General features: G+C 73.3%; 14 protein-coding genes, 1 tRNA gene and 1 riboswitch. Of the genes, 3 read left to right on the plus strand and 12 right to left on the minus strand.

The window, feature by feature from the left end; all coding sequences use genetic code 11:
* Nucleotides 1-19 precede the first annotated feature (19 nt).
* Complete coding sequence (locus ACH5AR_RS02220) at nucleotides 20-463, minus strand: gamma-glutamylcyclotransferase family protein (protein ID WP_396299447.1); 444 nt, start codon at nucleotides 461-463, stop codon at nucleotides 20-22.
* Nucleotides 464-595: 132 nt separating this feature from the next.
* On the opposite strand from ACH5AR_RS02220, the gene ACH5AR_RS02225 reads away from it, so the two are divergent.
* Entirely contained in the window at nucleotides 596-1,636 is a 1,041-nt protein-coding gene (locus tag ACH5AR_RS02225; RefSeq protein WP_396299448.1) for an EamA family transporter, read from the plus strand.
* Nucleotides 1,637-1,747: 111 nt separating this feature from the next.
* Here the strand turns inward: ACH5AR_RS02225 and ACH5AR_RS02230 are convergent, their stop codons facing one another.
* The 6 genes from ACH5AR_RS02230 to ACH5AR_RS02255 form a co-directional block, all read right to left on the minus strand.
* Nucleotides 1,748-2,311 (minus strand): EF-hand domain-containing protein, encoded by a 564-nt coding sequence (locus ACH5AR_RS02230; RefSeq protein ID WP_396299449.1) that lies wholly within the window; start codon nucleotides 2,309-2,311, stop codon nucleotides 1,748-1,750.
* 171 nt (nucleotides 2,312-2,482) lie between these two features.
* Entirely contained in the window at nucleotides 2,483-2,908 is a 426-nt protein-coding gene (locus ACH5AR_RS02235; RefSeq protein WP_396299450.1) for a cytidine deaminase family protein, read from the minus strand.
* A gap of 71 nt (nucleotides 2,909-2,979) precedes the next feature.
* On the minus strand, nucleotides 2,980-4,740 hold the full coding sequence (locus ACH5AR_RS02240) for a dipeptide ABC transporter ATP-binding protein (RefSeq protein WP_396299451.1): 1,761 nt from the start codon (nucleotides 4,738-4,740) through the stop codon (nucleotides 2,980-2,982).
* Nucleotides 4,741-4,754: 14 nt separating this feature from the next.
* Complete coding sequence (locus ACH5AR_RS02245; RefSeq protein ID WP_396299452.1) at nucleotides 4,755-5,747, minus strand: ABC transporter permease; 993 nt, start codon at nucleotides 5,745-5,747, stop codon at nucleotides 4,755-4,757.
* 155 nt (nucleotides 5,748-5,902) lie between these two features.
* On the minus strand, nucleotides 5,903-7,660 hold the full coding sequence (locus ACH5AR_RS02250) for an ABC transporter substrate-binding protein (RefSeq protein ID WP_396299453.1): 1,758 nt from the start codon (nucleotides 7,658-7,660) through the stop codon (nucleotides 5,903-5,905).
* Between the two features lie 140 nt (nucleotides 7,661-7,800).
* A complete protein-coding gene (locus ACH5AR_RS02255) occupies nucleotides 7,801-8,778 on the minus strand; it encodes an ABC transporter permease (RefSeq protein WP_396299454.1) in 978 nt (325 codons plus the stop codon).
* A gap of 304 nt (nucleotides 8,779-9,082) precedes the next feature.
* A riboswitch (ZMP/ZTP riboswitch) is annotated at nucleotides 9,083-9,179 on the plus strand.
* Between the two features lie 20 nt (nucleotides 9,180-9,199).
* Between ACH5AR_RS02255 and ACH5AR_RS02260 the strand changes: the two genes are divergently transcribed.
* Nucleotides 9,200-10,657, plus strand: coding sequence for a glycine hydroxymethyltransferase (locus ACH5AR_RS02260; protein ID WP_396299455.1), 1,458 nt, complete (start codon nucleotides 9,200-9,202; stop codon nucleotides 10,655-10,657).
* Between the two features lie 123 nt (nucleotides 10,658-10,780).
* On the opposite strand, the gene ACH5AR_RS02265 is transcribed toward ACH5AR_RS02260, so the two are convergent.
* The 4 genes from ACH5AR_RS02265 to ACH5AR_RS02280 all read right to left on the minus strand — a co-directional run bounded on the left by ACH5AR_RS02265 (nucleotide 10,781) and on the right by ACH5AR_RS02280 (nucleotide 15,216).
* Complete coding sequence (locus ACH5AR_RS02265) at nucleotides 10,781-12,208, minus strand: aldehyde dehydrogenase family protein (protein WP_396299456.1); 1,428 nt, start codon at nucleotides 12,206-12,208, stop codon at nucleotides 10,781-10,783.
* A gap of 114 nt (nucleotides 12,209-12,322) precedes the next feature.
* Nucleotides 12,323-12,787, minus strand: a complete 465-nt coding sequence (locus ACH5AR_RS02270; RefSeq protein WP_396299537.1) for a DUF6624 domain-containing protein — start codon at nucleotides 12,785-12,787, stop codon at nucleotides 12,323-12,325.
* Between the two features lie 381 nt (nucleotides 12,788-13,168).
* Nucleotides 13,169-14,815, minus strand: coding sequence for an APC family permease (locus ACH5AR_RS02275; RefSeq protein ID WP_396299457.1), 1,647 nt, complete (start codon nucleotides 14,813-14,815; stop codon nucleotides 13,169-13,171).
* A gap of 316 nt (nucleotides 14,816-15,131) precedes the next feature.
* Nucleotides 15,132-15,216: transfer RNA gene (locus ACH5AR_RS02280), tRNA-Leu, on the minus strand.
* 372 nt (nucleotides 15,217-15,588) lie between these two features.
* Between ACH5AR_RS02280 and ACH5AR_RS02285 the strand changes: the two genes are divergently transcribed.
* Nucleotides 15,589-16,107: an ATP-binding protein gene (locus ACH5AR_RS02285; protein WP_396299458.1), complete on the plus strand. Its 519-nt coding sequence runs from the start codon at nucleotides 15,589-15,591 to the stop codon at nucleotides 16,105-16,107.
* Between the two features lie 109 nt (nucleotides 16,108-16,216).
* Here the strand turns inward: ACH5AR_RS02285 and idi are convergent, their stop codons facing one another.
* Nucleotides 16,217-16,870, minus strand: coding sequence for an isopentenyl-diphosphate Delta-isomerase (gene idi / locus ACH5AR_RS02290; protein ID WP_396299459.1), 654 nt, complete (start codon nucleotides 16,868-16,870; stop codon nucleotides 16,217-16,219).
* Nucleotides 16,871-17,040: the final 170 nt, after the last annotated feature.

Below are 17,040 nucleotides of genomic sequence, written 5' to 3' on the forward strand. Positions count from 1 at the left end.
ACTGGCCGGGGCAGCCTACCTACCTGGTGGTTTGCCCCTCACCCGCCCCCCAGTCCCCCGACCGGATCAGGGCCGGCCGCTCCCGCAGCCGCGCCTCGGCCCTCGGCCCGGCGAGGTAGACCCAGGCCTCCCGCCGCTCGCCCGCCGCCGTCCGCACCGCCATCCGGCGCCGCACGTACAGGCCGCTCCCGTCCGCCCGGCAGTCCTCCAGCCGGTCCAGTGCCGCGAGGGCCCGGGCGTACGCGCCGGGGCGTACGGTGACGAGCTCGCCCACGATCCGGCGCCCGGGCGCCGGGTCCGGCACCGCGTACGGGAAGCCGGGGCCCTCGTGCAGCGCGGCGCCCTCCAGCACCGCCGGCCGGACGTCGGCGCAGCGCCCGGCCAGGTGGGCGGCATGGTTGCGGCCGCAGCTGCGCAGCGTGCCGTACACGAAGAACGGCAGGGCCTCGTCGGATGCGGACACGGGTTCGACCTCCAGGGCGGGGAGCGCCCACGGTACGTCCTGTCGTCCGGTTCCTGATACCGACTGGCGCACCGGGCCTTCCATGCGCTGTCATGTCGGGTGTTCGGCCAGCACCGTCCAAGGGGGACACACATGACATCGTCCGCTTCACCCTCCCAACCGGCCGCGAGCCCCGGTTCAGTCCCCGGTGCCGCCGGCGCCCCCGGTGCCACCGGCACTCCAGGCCCCACCGGCCTCGCCGTCCCCACCGGCAAGGCCGTCCCCGTCCCCGCCCCCCGCCTCGGCGGCGCGGTCTGGCTGGCGCTGCTCGTGGTCTACGTCGTCTGGGGCTCGACCTACCTGGCGATCCGGATCGCGGTGGAGACGATGCCCTCCTTCCTCTCCGCCGCCGCCCGCTTCCTCACCGCCGGGCTGCTGCTGGCCGGGTACCTCCTGGTGCGCCAGGGCCCGGCCGGTCTGAAGGTGACCGGACGGCAGCTGGCCTCCTCCGCCCTGGTCGGCCTGCTCCTGCTGACCGGCGGCAACGGCATGGTGGTCCTCGGCGAGACCTCCGTCCCCTCCGGCCTGGCGGCGCTGCTGGTGGCCGCCGTCCCGCTGTGGATGGTGGTGCTGACGGCGTTCGGCGGTGGAGAGCGGCCGCAGCCCGCCGAGGTGGCGGGGGTGCTGCTGGGCCTGGTCGGGCTGGGCGTCCTGTCGGCGCCGGCGATCGGCGGGTCGATCGAGCCCGGCGGTGTGGTCCTGATCATCGGCGCCACCGTGCTCTGGGCGACCGGCTCCTTCGCGAGCAAGAAGATCCCGATGCCCGGCAACGTGCTGGCCGCGAGCGCGTACCAGATGCTCGCCGGCGGCCTCGGCAACCTGCTGGTCGGTCTCGGCCGCGGCGAGGAGCACGGGCTGGACCTCGGCTCGGTCTCCGGCCGGTCCTGGCTGGCCCTCGCCTACCTGGTGCTGTTCGGCTCGCTGCTCGCCTTCACCGCGTACGCCTGGCTGCTGCGCGCCGCCCCGTTGACCCTGGTGGCGACCTACGCGTACGTCAACCCGGTGGTCGCGGTGCTGCTCGGCTGGCTGATCCTGGCCGAGCCGCTGACCGGCCCGACCCTCGTGGGCGGCGCCATCGTGGTGGCCGGCGTCTGCCTGGTGGTGAGCGTCAGCCGGCGTCCCGGCCGCAGGTGAGCCCGGTCTCCCGTGCCTGCCGAGCCCGTGCCCGGTGAGCTCGGCCATCCCGTGCCCGGGGAGCCCGGCGCTCCCGTGTCCGCACCCCGGGGGGTGCGGACACGGTCCGGCTCAGAAGGCGTACGGCGGCTTGCCCGTCCACCAGTTGCCGGGCGCGTCCGGGTCCCGGCTGGTCCAGAACTCGATGATTGCGCTGGTGAACTCGGCTGCGGAGAGCACGCCGTCGCCGTCGGTGTCGAGGTGGCGGAAGGCCTCGTCGGAGTCGTCCCGGGAGAGGCCGGCGAAGTGTCCGCGCTGGAAGACGAAGAACTCGCCGGCGTCCACCGTCCCGCTGCGGTCGGCGTCGGCGACGGTGAGGAAGGCCCCGGCGAGCGCGCCGAGGATCTCCTGCGCGGCCTCCGGGTCGTCGGCGAGCGAACTGGTCGAGGTGACGAACTGCTGGCGGGTGATCGCCTCGGTGCCGGCGGGCAGCCGGGCGAGGTGGAGGTCGTGCCAGGTGGTCAGGTAGGCGCGGACTATCACCGCCTCCGCCTCGGAGCCTTCCTGGTGGCCGAGCGAGCGGGCCACCGAGAGGCCCATCAGGACGTGGTCCCGCTCGGTGAGCAGTCCGTCGCCGTCGGCGTCGAGGTGATCGAAGCCGTGGTTGATCTTCGCGATGAGCAGGTCGTCCGACACATGGCCCCCTCGGTTGGTGATTCCTGACTCGGCTCTCCCACGTCACACCGCCTGCACGCCAGGGCCTGTCCTCAAACTCCCGTCGTCCGCCCCGCAGGCGGGAGTTCGAAGACCGACCCTAGCGCCTGGAGGCGGCGCGGCGCAGCCGAACGAACGGCGGACACCCGGGCCTCAGTCCAGCTGGTGGTCGGCCCAGACGTACGCTCCCGGGAGCAGGGCCGACACCGGTACGGTGCGCAGCTCCCGGCCCTGCCCGAGGATGACGCCGATCCCGGGGAAGTAGTCCAGCAGCACCTGCCGGCAGCGCCCGCACGGCGGGATCACCCCGCGCTCCCGGTCGCCCACGGCCACGATGGTGGTGAGCTCGTACGCCCCCTGCCCGGCCGCCGCGCCGAGGAGCACCAGCTCGGCGCACGGCCCGCCGGTGAAGTGGTAGGCGTTCAGCGCGGTGACGATCCGTCCGTCGGCGTTGCGCCCGGCGGCGGCCACGGTGTGGTTGTCGCCCCGGGCGTACCGCCGGGCGACCTCCTCGGCGGCCTCGACGAGTTCCTCGTCCACGCCGTCTGCCGCGCCCGTCCACCCACTGCTGCTGGACACCGTTCCCGCACCTCTCCGACCGGGGTCGGCGGACGGGTCCGTCCGCCGACCCCGATCATCCCAGGGCCCGTTCAGTGCACCGCCGCCAGCAGCTCGCGCGTGTACTCGGTGTGCGGCGCCTCGAACAGCCGGTCGCGGTCGGTGGACTCGACCAGTCGGCCCCGGTGCATCACCGCCACCCGGTCGCAGAAGTGCCGGACCACGGCGAGGTCGTGGGAGACGAACAGGAAGGCCACGCCGAGCCGTTCGCGCAGCTCCATCAGCAGGTTGAGCACCTGGGCCTGCACCGACACGTCGAGCGCGGAGACCGGCTCGTCGGCGATGATCAGACGCGGCTGCGGCGCCAGCGCCCGGGCGATGCCGATCCGCTGGCGCTGCCCGCCGGAGAACTCGTGCGGGTAGCGGTCCAGGTGCCCGGCCTCCAGCCCGACCTGTTCCAGCAGCTCGGCGGCGCGCTCCCGGCGTTCGGCCGGGCCCAGCGCGGTGTGCAGGCGCAGCGGGGTGTCCAGCGTCCGGGCGATGGTCCGGCGCGGGTTGAGCGAGGCGTACGGGTCCTGGAAGACCAGCTGGACCTCCTTGCTGAGGCGCCTGCGCAGCTGCCGGTCCGGTCGGGTGACGTCCTGCCCGTCGTACCGCACCGTGCCGCCGGTGGGCCGTTGCAGCCCGGCCAGGACCCGGGCGGTGGTGGACTTGCCGGAGCCGGACTCGCCGACCAGGCCGAGCGTCTCGCCGGGGGCGATCCGCAGGCCGACGCCCTCGACGGCCCGCACCGGTTCGCCCCGCAGGCCGGGCAGGCGCCGGCGCCCGGGGAAGTGCACGGACAGCTCGTCCACCTCGACCAGCCACCGCTCGGGACGCCGGACGGTCCGCGGCCGGAACGTCCGCGACGGCGCCGGCTCGTCGACCGTCGGCAGGGCGGTGCCCGGCACCGAGTCCAGCCGGAGCGCCGCGCCCACCAGGGCCCGGGTGTACGGCTCCCGCGGCGCGGCCAGCAGTTCGGCGGTCGGCGCGGACTCGATCCCGACCCCGCCGCGCAGCACCAGCGTGCGGTCCGTCGTCCCGGCGACCACGCCCAGGTCGTGGCTGACCAGCAGCACCGCCGTCCCGTGCTCGCGCTGGAGCTCACCGAGCAGGTCGAGGACCTGTCGTTGGACGCGGGCGTCCAGGGCGGTGGTCGGCTCGTCGGCGACGAGCACCTCCGGGTCGTTCATCAGGGCCATCGCGATCATCACGCGCTGGCGCATGCCGCCGGAGAACTGGTGCGGGTAGTCGCGCGTGCGGGCCGCCGGGATGCCGACCCGGTCGAGCATCCGGGCCGCCCGCCGGTCCGCCTCGGCGCGGCCCGCGCCCGGGTGGTGCAGCCGGTACATCTCGGCGAGCTGGGCGCCCACGCCGTGGAAGGGGCTGAGCGAGGTGAGCGCGTCCTGGAAGACCAGCGCCGCCCGGCCGCCGCGCACCGTGCGCAGGGCGGACTCCCCGGCGCCGACGAGCTCCTGCCCGCCCAGTCGGATCGAGCCGGTCACGGTGGTGGTGCGCGGGTCGTGCAGGCCGAGGACGGCGAGCCCGACGGTCGACTTGCCGGAGCCGGACTCGCCGACCAGGCCGAGGACTTCACCCGCGGCGAGGTCGAAGGACAGGCTTTGGACGGCGGTCACCGGCGCGCCGCCGCGCGGGTCGGCGAAGGCGACGGTCAGGTCGCGGACGCTCAGCACCGGCTCGGCGGCCGGACGTTCGGCGCCCGGACGTTCGGCGGCCTGCCGTTCGGCGGTCCGCGGCTCGGCCCCCGGAACGGCGGTGCCCGGAACGGCGGTGCCCGGAACAGTGGTCTTCATCGAAGGGCTCCCCATCAGCTCAGCCGGACACGCGGGTCGAGCCAGGCGACCGCGAGGTCGGCCAGCGCGACGAACAGCACCATGAAGCAGGCGGCCAGCAGCACCGCGCCGACCACGGCGGGCAGGTCCTGCCCGGCGACGGCCTCCGCGGCGAACCGCCCGACCCCGTTCAGCCCGAACACCGTCTCGGTGATCACGGCTCCGCCCAGCAGCGCCCCGGCCTCCAGCCCGATCAGTTGCACCAGCGGCCCGGCGGCACCGCGGGAGGTGTACTTGAGGTGGGCGCGCAGCCGTCCCAGGCCCTTGCCACGGGCCGTGCGGACGTACTCCTCGTTCATCGTCTCCAGCAGTTGCGAGCGCGAGAGCCGGGCGAACACCGCGGAGTTGACGAAGCCGAGGACGAACCAGGGGAGCAGCATCCCGCCCGCCCAGGCGGCCGGGTCGTCGGCCGGCGAGGTGTAGGAGGGCAGCGGCACCAGCCCCGTGGAGTAGACCAGCAGCCACTGGGCGACGTACCCGAGGAAGTAGATCTGCACGCTGGCGCCGACCAGGGTGAAGCCGGACAGCAGCCGGTCGGTGCGCCGCCCGTGCCGCAGCGCGGAGACGAACCCGGTGCCGAGGCCGAAGACCAGCAGGACGGCGAGCGCCCCGGCGGTCACCGAGAGGGTGACGGGCAGGTGGTCGGCCAGTGCCTCGGTGACCGGCTGGTGCAGCCGGTAGGAGTAGCCCAGGCAGGGCGCGTCGCAGTGGATGGTCGAGCCGTCCACGTCGCCGATGTCCCGGCCGGCCACGACCCCGACCAGGTAGTCGGCGTACTGGGTGAGCAGCGGCTGGTCCAGGCCCATGCTCTGGCGCACCGCCGCGACCTGCCCGCTGTCGCAGCGCGGGCCGCAGGCGGCGCGGGCCGGGTCGGCGGGCGCGGCGTAGAAGAGGGCGAAGGCGGCGGCGGAGACCGCGGCCAGGACCGCGAGGGCCTGGGCGGTGCGCCGCAGGACGAAGGAGAGCATGGCCGATCCGGGGTCGACGTGACGGGGAGGCGGGGCAGCGGGCCCCGGGGGAGAAGGGGCAACGGAGGAGGCAGGCGGGCGAGGGGCGGGGCCCGCCCCCGTCCCGGTCCCCGCGACGGGGGGCGCGGGGCGGGAACCGGAGCGGGCCCCGGCGCTCAGGACTTCAGGTACAGCCAGGCCAGCGAGACGGTCCCGTAGATCGGGTGGATGAACGCCCCGCCGACGTTGCTGCCGCGCAGCTGGTTGACCGTCGGGTAGGCGTACGGCAGCACCGGCACGTCCTTCATCACGGTCTGCTCCAGCGCGTACAGCTCCTTGGCCTTGGCGCGCGGCTCGCCGATCTGGTTGATCCGGTCGATCTCCTTGTCGACCTCGGGGTTGCGGTAGCGCGCGGAGTTGATGTCGCTGCCGGCCCGGCCGTCGAAGGAGAACGGGATCAGGGTGGACGGCGTCGGCCAGTCGACCGAGCTGGTCTCCTCGAACAGGTCGTACGGGGAGTCGGCGCGGTGCACCTCGTCCAGGAAGGCCTTGGGGTCGATCGGCTTGGGCACGACGGTGATGCCCGCCTTGCCGAAGCCCTCGACCAGCACCTGCGCGACGCGCTGCCCGGTCGGCGTGTTCTTGTACCCGTACGTCAGGCTGGCCGGCGCCTGCTTGGCCCGGGCCAGCGCGGCCTTGGCGGCCTCCGGGTCGCCCTCGGGCCTGACCGGGTAGAGGTCGTACTTCTGGTAGTCGAGCAGGGCGGGCGAGCTGAGCGTGGTGGCCAGCTCGCCGGTCCGGGCGCCGCCCTGCACCTGGCGGGCCTGCTGGCGCGGGTAGGCCAGGTGCAGCGCCTTGCGGACCTCGACGTCCGGCACCCGCTCGTTGTTGATCATCAGCTGGGTGACGAAGGCACCCTGCCGGCCGGAGACCACCAGCTCCTTGGCCTTCGGGTCGGTCTCGGTGGTCTGGTACAGCTCGGCGGAGAGGGTGTCGGCGGCGGTGGTGGCGTTGGCGCCGCCGTCCCGGCCGGAGAGGATCTCCTGGTTGAGGTTGAGCGCCTCCTTGCCGTACGTGAAGACGAACTTCTCCGGGTACTGGCTGCGGATCGGGTCGGTCTCGGGCTTCCAGGCCGGGTTGCGCTCCAGCACCATGCGGGTGTTCTGGACGTGCTCGGCGATCCGGTACGGGCCGGTCGCGAACGGCAGGCGGTCGTACTCCGTCCCGGTGTCCTTGTCCCGGCGCACCGGCGAGGAGGAGGACTGCGCGGCCATGTACGGGACGTCGGCCTGCGGCTGCGGGAAGTGGAAGACGATGGTGCGCTCGTCCGGCGTCTCGATCGCGTCCAGGTCGCCGGCCTGCGGGCCCGCGTACCTGGCGCGCGCCGCCTCGTAGCTGGCCTCGCCGGTGAGCCACTGGGGCCAGTACGGCGGGCCGACCTCGTAGCCCTTGCCGAAGGTGCGCTCGATGCCGTACTTCACGTCCTGGGCGGTGATCGGCTGACCGTCCTCCCAGGCGACGCCCTGCTTGAGCCGGTACGTCCAGGTGCGCCCGCCGTCGGCCGGGGTGCCGGTGTCGGTGGCGAGGTCGCCGACCAGCTTGGCCTTGCCGTCCACGACCTGGTACTGGGTCAGCTGGCGGCCCCAGAGCAGCGAGGCGTTGTAGCCGGCGCCGGCGTAGACCTTCTGCGGGTCGAGGTGGCGGAACTCGACGGTGTTGTAGACGTTCACCGTGCCGCCCGGGCGGGCGCCCGGGACGGCCGGGGCGGGGCCGGCGCTCTCCTGCTCGTTGCCGAGCACGGCGGTCAGCGGGGAGGTCTCCCGGGCGGAGGCCCCGGCGGTGCCGGAGCCGGTGGTGCTGCCCGCGCCGGCCGAGCACGAGGTCGCCAGCAGGGCGGTGGCGATGACGGCGAGGGTCGGTCTGGTCCAGCGCATGGCGAATCTCTCCTTGCCCCGGCGGTCGGTGCCGGGGCGGGTTCGGGTTGACGGATCCGACGGGCGTGACGGATCCGACGGGACGGGGGCGTGGGGTGGCAGGGGGGCGGGAACGGGAGCGGCGGAGGGCGCGCGGGTGCTCAGCGGGCGCCGGTGCGCGGGTCCAGGGCGTCCCGGACGGCGTCGCCGAGCAGGTTGAAGGCGATGACGAACAGCAGCAGCGCCACGCCGGGGAACACCATGTAGGTCGGGTCGGCCTGGAAGACCTCGGAGCCGCGGGCGATCATCCGCCCCCAGTCCGGGACGGGCTCGGTGACGCCGACGCCGAGGAAGGACAGCGCGGCCTCGGAGGCGACGAAGGTCGGCACGGCCATGGTGGCGTGCACCAGCAGCTGCGAGCGGACATTCGGCAGCAGTTCGTGGACGACGACATGGAACCGGCCGGCTCCCTGGGCCCGGGCGGACTGCACGAAATCCCTTTCCCGGAGCGAGCGGACGGTGGCCCGCAGGGAAAGTGCGAGCGGAATCCAGCCGAACGCCGCGAAAACCAGGATCAGCACCAGGAACTGCATCCACTCGGGTTCGGCGGTGCCCGGGTCGACCAGCCGGGACTGGATCACCGGGCTGATCGCGAGCAGCAGGAGCAGTGTGGGAAAGGCCAGCAGCACATTGGCGAGGAATCCGAACAGGCGGTCCGTGATCCCGCCGAGGTAGCCGACCGCGACGCCGACCAGGACGCCCAGGGCGGTCGTCACCACGGCCGCCGCGAGGGCGATCAGCAGCGAGGTGCGGACGCCGTACAGCAGCTGGGTGAACACGTCCCGGCCGAGGCCGGGCTCCAGGCCGAACCAGAAGTCGCCGGAGATGCCGCCGTTCGGCAGCATCGGCAGGCCGCTGTCGCTGAGCAGGCCCGGGACGTCCTGGCCGTAGTGGTCGACCGGGTTCTTCCCGTACAGGGCGGCGACCAGCGGGGCGCCGAGGGCGAGGAGCAGGAACAGCGCCACCACCGCCAGGGAGGCGGCGCCGACCCGGTCCCGCAGGATCCGGCGGAGCAGGCCGCGGCCGGCGGCCGGTCCAGGCCCGGCCGCGATGGCTGGAACGGTGTCGACCACGGCCATGAGGCGTAACCCCCCGAATTCTCCGCCGCCCATGGGTGAGGGTGCGCTGGTGTGCATTTCCGGTGCGGCCTCCGGGGGTTTCCCGGCGGCCGTTCGAGCGCCATTTGATCGGATGCGTCCGAGCTTCCGCAAATCCCACCGGGCGGACGTCCGGGCCATTCCTTTCGGACTGGTTCGGGAATTGTGGCGGCTTCATTTCGCCGAAACACCGGCGTTGCAAAAGAACGGACATACCATGCCCGAACGGACAGGCTGTTCCGCATTCTGAGACCTCCGCCACAGTCCTCCCGGTGTTGGTACGATCCCGGTGGGCCGCGACTGGCGCGTAGGGATGGAATCAACCATCGGGAAGCGGCCCCGTGAATCCTCACGTGCACCTGCCGAGCGCCTGGGCCCCCGCAATCCCCACCAGGAGACCGCCATGGCCCAGCAGCCCCACACCGCCGCCTCCGCCGCGGCCGACACCGCCTTCCGCAGCGCCCTCGACGTGATCGCCGGCGTCGAACCGCGGATCGCCGCCGCGATCGGCCAGGAGCTGGCGGACCAGCGCGACTCGCTCAAGCTGATCGCCAGTGAGAACTACGCCTCCCCGGCCGTCCTGCTCACCATGGGCAACTGGCTGAGCGACAAGTACGCCGAGGGCACCGTCGGCCGCCGCTTCTACGCGGGCTGCCGCAACGTCGACACCGTCGAGGGCATCGCCGCCGAGCACGCCCGTGAGCTGTTCGGCGCCGACCACGCCTACGTCCAGCCGCACTCCGGCATCGACGCCAACCTCACCGCCTTCTGGGCCGTCCTCTCCCAGCGGGTCGAGAGCCCGGCCCTGGAGCGCGCCGCCGTGCGCAACGTCAACGACCTCACCGAGGAGGACTGGGCGCGGCTGCGCCAGGAGCTCGGCAACCAGCGGATGCTCGGCATGTCCCTGGACACCGGCGGCCACCTCACCCACGGCTTCCGGCCCAACATCTCGGGCAAGATGTTCGAGCAGCGCAGCTACGGCACCGACCCGGCCACCGGCCTGATCGACTACGACGCGCTGCGGGAGACCGCCCGCGAGTTCCGTCCGCTGATCATCGTGGCCGGCTACTCCGCCTACCCGCGCCTGGTGGACTTCCGCCGGATGCGCGAGATCGCCGACGAGGTCGGCGCGACCCTGATGGTCGACATGGCGCACTTCGCCGGCCTGGTCGCGGGCAAGGTGCTGACCGGCGACCACGACCCGGTCCCGCACGCCCACATCGTCACCACCACCACCCACAAGTCGCTGCGCGGACCGCGCGGCGGCATGGTGCTGTGCCAGTCCGAACTGGCCGAGCACGTGGACCGCGGTTGCCCGCTGGTGCTCGGCGGCCCGCTCTCGCACGTGATGGCCGCCAAGGCGGTCGCCCTCGCCGAGGCCCGCCGCCCCGAGTTCCAGGCCTACGCCCGGGCCGTCGTCGCCAACGCCCAGGCGCTCGCCGAGGGCCTGCTGCGCCGCGGCGGCGCCCTGGTCACCGGCGGCACCGACAACCACCTGGTCCTCGCCGACGTCTCGGGCTACGGCCTGACCGGCCGCCAGGCCGAGGCGGCGCTGCTCGACTCGGGCATCGTCACCAACCGCAACTCCGTCCCGCAGGACCCGAACGGCGCCTGGTACACCTCGGGCGTCCGGCTCGGCACCCCGGCCCTGACCACCCGCGGCCTCGGCACGGCCGAGATGGACGAGATCGCCGACCTGATCCACACCGTCCTGCGCGCCACCGCCCCCGCGACCACCGCCAAGGGCGCCCCCTCCAAGGCCGCCTACACCCTGGACGCGGGCCTGCGCGACGCCACCGCCAAGCGCGCCGCCGACCTGCTCGCCCCGTACCCGCTCTACCCGGGCGTCGACCTGGTCTGACCGGCGGAGCGGGGGAGAACGGCGGACAGCGGACAGGTGACAGATTTCAACATCTGTCATCTGTTCGCTGAAAGCCGTCGGCTGAAAGTTGTCCGCCGTCCGTCCGCAGCCCCGGCCTGCGGCTCAGTACTGCAGGGACTTGTACTGGAGGAACTCCTCCAGCCCGTGCCGGCCCAGCTCCCGGCCGAGGCCGGAGCTCTTGTAGCCACCGAAGGGGGCGAGCGGGTTGAAGCGCCCGCCGTTGAGGTCCACCTGGCCGGTGTCGAGGCGGCGGGCGAAGGCCGCGGCGGTGTCGGTGTCGCGCGCCCAGACGCCGCCGGCCAGGCCGTACGGGGTGCCGTTGGCGAGTTCCACGGCGTGGTCCTCGTCGCGGTAGCGGAGGATCGCCAGGACCGGGCCGAACACCTCCTCCTGGGCCACCGTCATCTCCGGGGCCACGTCGGCGAGCACGGTCGGGCGGACGTAGTAGCCGGTAGGCAGCTCGGCGACCGGCTCCGAGCCGCCCACGACCAGCCGGGCGCCCTCGGCCAGCGCGCCCTCGATGTAGCCGCGCACCCGGGCCAGCTGCCGGGCGCTGACCAGCGGCCCGATGCGGGTCTGCGGGTCGGTCGGGTCGCCCGGCCGGTACTGGGCGGCGACCTCCTCGGCCCTGGCGACCGCCTCGTCGTACTGGTCCTCGTGCACCAGCAGGCGGGTCAGCGCGCTACAGGTCTGGCCCGAGTTGGCGAACACGTTGGCGATGTTCACCTTGACCGCACGGGCGAGGTCGGCGCCGGGCAGCACCACGTTGGCGGACTTGCCGCCCAGCTCCAGGGAGACCCGCTTCAGCCCCCGGCCAGCCGTCTCGGCGACCTGCCGGCCGACGGCGGTGGATCCGGTGAAGGAGACCAGGTCCACGTCACGGTGCCCGACAAGGGCCGCGCCCGCCACCGCACCGGTGCCGGTCACCAGGTTGAAGGCCCCCGCCGGGAGCCCGGCCTCGTGCACCAGCCGCGCGAACAACCGGGCCACCAGCGGGGTCTCCTCGGCCGGCTTGAGGACCACCGGGCAGCCCGCCGCCAGCGCCGGGACGGCCTTGGCGACGATCTGGTGCAGCGGGTAGTTCCACGGCGTGATCGCCGCGACCACCCCGGCCGGCTCGGCGTGCACCACCGAGTTGCCGATCCGCTCCTCGAAGGGGTGCTCGGCGAGCAGCGACAGGTAGGAGGTGGCCACGGCGAGCGGCAGCCCGGCGTGCACGGCGCCGGTGAAGCCGACCGGCGAGCCCAGCTCGGCCACGACCGTCTCGGTGATCTCGTTCTGGGCGGCGGCGATCCCGTCCCGCAGCCGGGTCAGCAGTGCGAGCCGCTCCTCGCGGGTGGTCGCGCCCCAGCCGCGGGCCGCCCGTCGGGCCGCCGTCACCGCCGCGTCGACGTCGCGCGTGCCGCCGGCCGGTACGGTGGCCAGCACCTCCTCGGTGGCCGGGTTCAGCACGGTGATCGTCCCGGTGTCCCCGGAGGGGCGCCACTCGCCGTCGATGTACTGGTCGCTGTGCTCCGCGTACTGCCGCACCGATCGTCCTCTCGTCTGCTCGACCGCCCATAACTAGCAGCGCTAGTCGGAGGCCAGTCAATGCGGCACGGGCGGCCGCGCGCAAGAGTCAATCCCTTTCGGCGGACCTGACGGTTACTTCGGAGCGAACCGCGCGGTGTACTCGTCGAACGGCTCGATGCCCACCCGCGCGCGCCGCTCGTCCAGCCGCTCCGGATCCTCGCACGGCCACGGCACCGGACGGCCGTCCGTGACCGCACCGATCTGCGTCCCGTAACGCTGCTCGCGGCCCTCGTTGACCGCCAGCCGGTCCTGGAGGAAGGCCAGGTCGCGGGCGCTCGCCTCGCCGCGGGCGACGGCTCCGCCCATCAGCGCCGCCGCCAGCCGCTGGACGTCGAGCTGCCGGTCCGCGTGCTGCGCCACCAGCCACGCGGCCCGGGCGGCCTCGGGCCCGACGGTGCGCTCGGTCGGCCAGCCGTGGACCGCCATGATCTCCGCGAGCCGGTCCCCGTGCCGGGCGGTGAGCCGCCGCCAGGCCGCCTGCTCGGCCAGGTCCGGGCTGTTCGCCAGCCGGGCGGCCGCGCCGTCCGCCGCCATCATCCCGGCCAGCTCCGAGGCCAGGCCCGCCTCGCGCCCCGCCCCCGATCCGGTAGCGGCTTCCACCGTCGGCCCCGCCCCCGATCCGGTAGCCGACCCCGCCGCCGACTCCGGCCCGCCCCCGCCGCCCTGCTGCCGCCTGTCCCTCACGCCGATCCGCTCCTCGCACCCGGGCCCTCCGGTGAGGGCCGCCCGCGACCACGCTAGGCCCGGGAATCGCGACGAAGATCATCCCCGAGGGCGGTGCCCCGGGGGCGCCGGCCACGGCAGAATGGAGGGACACCGGGAACGGAGCGCACCGCCGCACGCTCCCCGCGAACGCCGAAGGGCCGGTCGGAGGATTCCGACCGGCCCTTCACTGTCCAGCTCCCGCAGCGGTGCGCGTCAGGCCCGCGAGGGCTCCGTGACGTCGGCCGCCGAGCCCGCGGCCTCCTCCGTCATCTCCTTGCGGACCGCGGCCAGCGACGGGTTGGCCCAGGCGCTGGCGACGCCCCAGCGGTAGAAGGCCAGCCCGATCGCGGCGACGATCAGCAGGTCCCAGCCCTCCGGCAGGTAGCCGTGGCCGCCGAAGTCGGCGCTGCCCGCCCAGGAGACGCCGGCCATCACGAACAGGTAGGCGACCATCCAGGCGCCCGCCACCAGGTGCGGCTTCAGCTCGGCGAACGGCTTGCGCAGCTCGTACCAGGCCCAGATCGGCAGACCGGCGGCCATCAGCAGGATGACCTTGCCGGTGAGCGGCCAGCGGGCCCAGTAGAGCACCAGCGAGCCGAAGACCATCGCGATCGGGGCGATCACCGGCATGGCGCGCAGCCGGACCGGGCGGGGCAGGTCGGGGGCGAGGCGGCGCAGCGCCATCACGGCGACCGGGCCGGTGATGTACGAGATCACGGTGGCCACCGAGACGATCTCGGCCAGCGAGCCCCAGCCGCGGAACACCGCGAGGAACAGGAAGGCGACCACCAGGTTGAGCACCAGTGCCGGGCGCGGGATGCCGGTCTTGGCGTCGACCCGGCCGAAGACCTTCGGCAGGTGGCCGTTCTCCTGCACGCCGTGGATCATGCGCGAGGTGGTGGCGGCGTAGATCATGCCGGTGCCGGAGGGCGAGATGAAGGCGTCCGCGTACAGCGTGATCGCCAGCCAGTTGAGGCCCCAGGCGATGGCGAGGTCGGCCAGCGGCGAGGTGTAGGAGAGGTTGCTCCAGCCGTTCGCCAGGTCGCCGCCCGGGATGGCGCCGATGAAGGCGATCTGCAGCGCGACGTAGATCACCAGGGCGATCAGGATCGAGCCGATGACGGCCTTCGGCAGCGACTTGCCGGGGTTGCGGGCCTCGCCGGCCAGGTTGAGCGGGGACTGGAAGCCGTTGAAGGCCCAGACGATGCCGGAGACGGCGACGGCGGTGAACACCGCGCTCCACCCGTTCGGCGCGAAGCCGCCGTGGTCGGTGAAGTGCGCGGTGTCGAAGTGCGCGAACAGCAGCGCACCGGCGGTCAGCGTCGGCACGACGACCTTGAAGACGGTGATCGCGGTGTTGGTCTTGGCGAACAGCGTGATCGCGAACCAGTTGAGCGCGAAGTAGACCAGCAACAGCACGCTGGCGAGGGCCACGCCGCTGACGGTCAGCTCCTTGCCGTCGTACAGGCCCTTCGCCCAGCCGAAGTCCCAGGAGCTCATGTACTGGACGGAGGCGGTGGCCTCACCCGGGATGACCGAGACGATGGCGATCCAGTTGGCCCAGGCGGCCAGGTAGCCGGCCAGCGAGCCGTGCGAGTACTGGCCGTACCGGACCATGCCGCCGGCCTTGGGGAACATCGAGCCCAGCTCGCTGTAGGTGAGGGCGATGGTCAGCGCCACCGCGGCGCCGATCACCCAGGCGAGGATCGAGGCGGGCCCGGCGAGCTTGGCGGCCCGCTCGGCACCGAACAACCACCCGGAGCCGATGATCGACCCCAGCCCGACCGCGGTCAGGCTGATCGTGCCGAGCGATCGGCGGTAGTTCTGGTGTGATGCCGTCGACGATGTGGGCTCACTCAACGTATCGGTCCTCTCGCTCGTGGTTCATCGGGTGGTGTCGGTGTTTTTGCGATTTTGCGTCGGTATTTCGGACAAACGGAGAGCAGCCTATGGTCCGAAAACGGGCGAATACCTCAGGGGAAGCTCAAACCGTCCGATCGTTGCCATCTCGTGTCCGGCTCCCGGGCCGGTGCGGGCCGGCAAGGAGGCGGACGCCACAACACCCGAAAGGGTGACGGTCGAAGATGACGACCGGGGCTGCCCGCCGGAAAAACGGGCGGCCCGAAAAACGAAATTCCCCGTGTGAGCCTCTCGGCTCCCACGGGGAATTCGGCTGTGTCCGAGGGGGGACTTGAACCCCCACGCCCGATAAAGGGCACTAGCACCTCAAGCTAGCGCGTCTGCCATTCCGCCACCCGGACCGGGTGTGTGCTCCGGGGGCTTTTTCCTCGCCCCCTCGGCGACAGAGAGAACATTACCAGGGTTCTGGAGTGCTTCTCACCTGCGCTTCCTCGCAGGCTCGCCGCCGGACGCCCGGGGTGGCAGGGGGCACCGCCCGTACAGGTTGGTACGGCCTGGGAGCGCGCTCGATTCCGGGCCGAACCGGTGGCGTCCGCGAAGGAACCGGTCGACTCCCGTGGCCCCCGTGGTCGCTTGCGGACGGAACCGGTCCGACACGGGCAACTTGTCGACGGTGCCACAACCGCCGTGACGGCTCTCCTAGCCTCTGTGGACCGAGGGCGCCATGAAGCGGATCGCCTGATTCCCGGGTCGCGGACGAAGGGCGGCTGGACGTGGAGCAGATCAGCGGAGCGGCGAAGGCCGAACCGAGACGCGGAAGGCTGACGGAGGGCCCGGGCGGGGCCACCGCCCCGGGCGGCCCGGTCGAGGGCGTGTGGCGCTTCGCGGTGCCCGCCACCGAGGCCTCGGTGCCGCTCACCCGGCACGCGGTGCGCGACCGCCTGCTGGCCCAGGGCATGACCGGGGTGCGCTACCAGGAGCTGGTGGACGACCTGCTGCTGATCGTCTCGGAGCTGGTGAGCAACGCGGTGACGCACGCGGCCGAGCTGTCGCCCGAGGTGGTCACCGAGCTGGCGCTGTACCGGGCCTGGGTACGGGTGTCGGTCGAGGACGGGGACCCGTACCGGCCCAAGGCGCTGGAGAACGACACCGGGCGCACCGGCGGGCGCGGCCTGCTCCTGGTGAAGAGCGTCACCCTGCAGGCCGGCGGGGTGTGCGACGTCGAGGACGCCGGGGAGGGCGGCAAGGTCATCTGGGCCTCGCTGCCCGTTCCCCCGGAGCCCGACCACTGACCGGCCGGGTCCGGCCGCGGAGCGCCCCGACCGGCGGCCGACGGTGGCTCCGGGCGGACGGGCACGGCAGCCGGAGCGGCCCGGGGCCCGCAGCGCAACCGGAGGAGGCCTACCAGTCCCGCCCGGCGATCTCCCGGATGCCCGGCAGCGCGGCCTCGAAGACCGTCTCGAACCAGACCGAGAACGGCCGCTCCGCCCGCAGCTCCCGCAGCTCCTGCGCGGTCACGAAGGCGACGTCGTCCACCTCCTCCGGGGCCGGCTCGACCGGAGCGGTGACCAGTCCCACGAACAGGTGGTTCCACTCCCGCTCGATCAGCCCGGACGCCTCGTCCGGAAGGTCGTAGCGGACGGTGCCCGCCTCGCACAGCAGCGCCGGTGCGACGCCCAGCTCCTCGGCCGTGCGCCGGGCGGCGGCGACGAAGGGCGGCTCGTCCGGGTACGGGTGGCCGCAGCAGGTGTTCGACCAGACGCCGGGGGAGTGGTACTTGCCGAGGGCCCGGCGCTGGAGCAGCAGCCGGCCCTGGCGGTCGAACAGGAAGACGGAGAAGGCCCGGTGCAGCCGCCCCGGCTGCTGGTGGGCCCAGAGCTTCTCACCGGTGCCGATCGTGACGCCCTCGTCGTCGACCAGTTCCAGCAGGATCTCGGCTCCGCCGGCGGCGGACCCGGTGGCCCGGGGGGTGACCGTCACATCCGTCTCCACGTCGAGACCGGTGTCGATCTCGGCGGCGAAGTGCGTGGGGTCGGTCGGCAGACTCTGGGGCATGGGGCCTCTTTCGGGAGCGGGAGCAACGGAAGCAGCGGGGTGCGTCCGGCGCACCGGGCGGAGTGCGGCGGACACAGCGGGGGCACCGGCGCCGGCGTCGGGATCCAGTCTGCCGTATGGGTGGCACTCGACAGGGGTCCCACGCACAACCGGGCGGATCATGACCCGGA

This window comes from Kitasatospora sp. NPDC018619 (assembly GCF_044391605.1).
Classification (GTDB): domain Bacteria; phylum Actinomycetota; class Actinomycetes; order Streptomycetales; family Streptomycetaceae; genus Kitasatospora.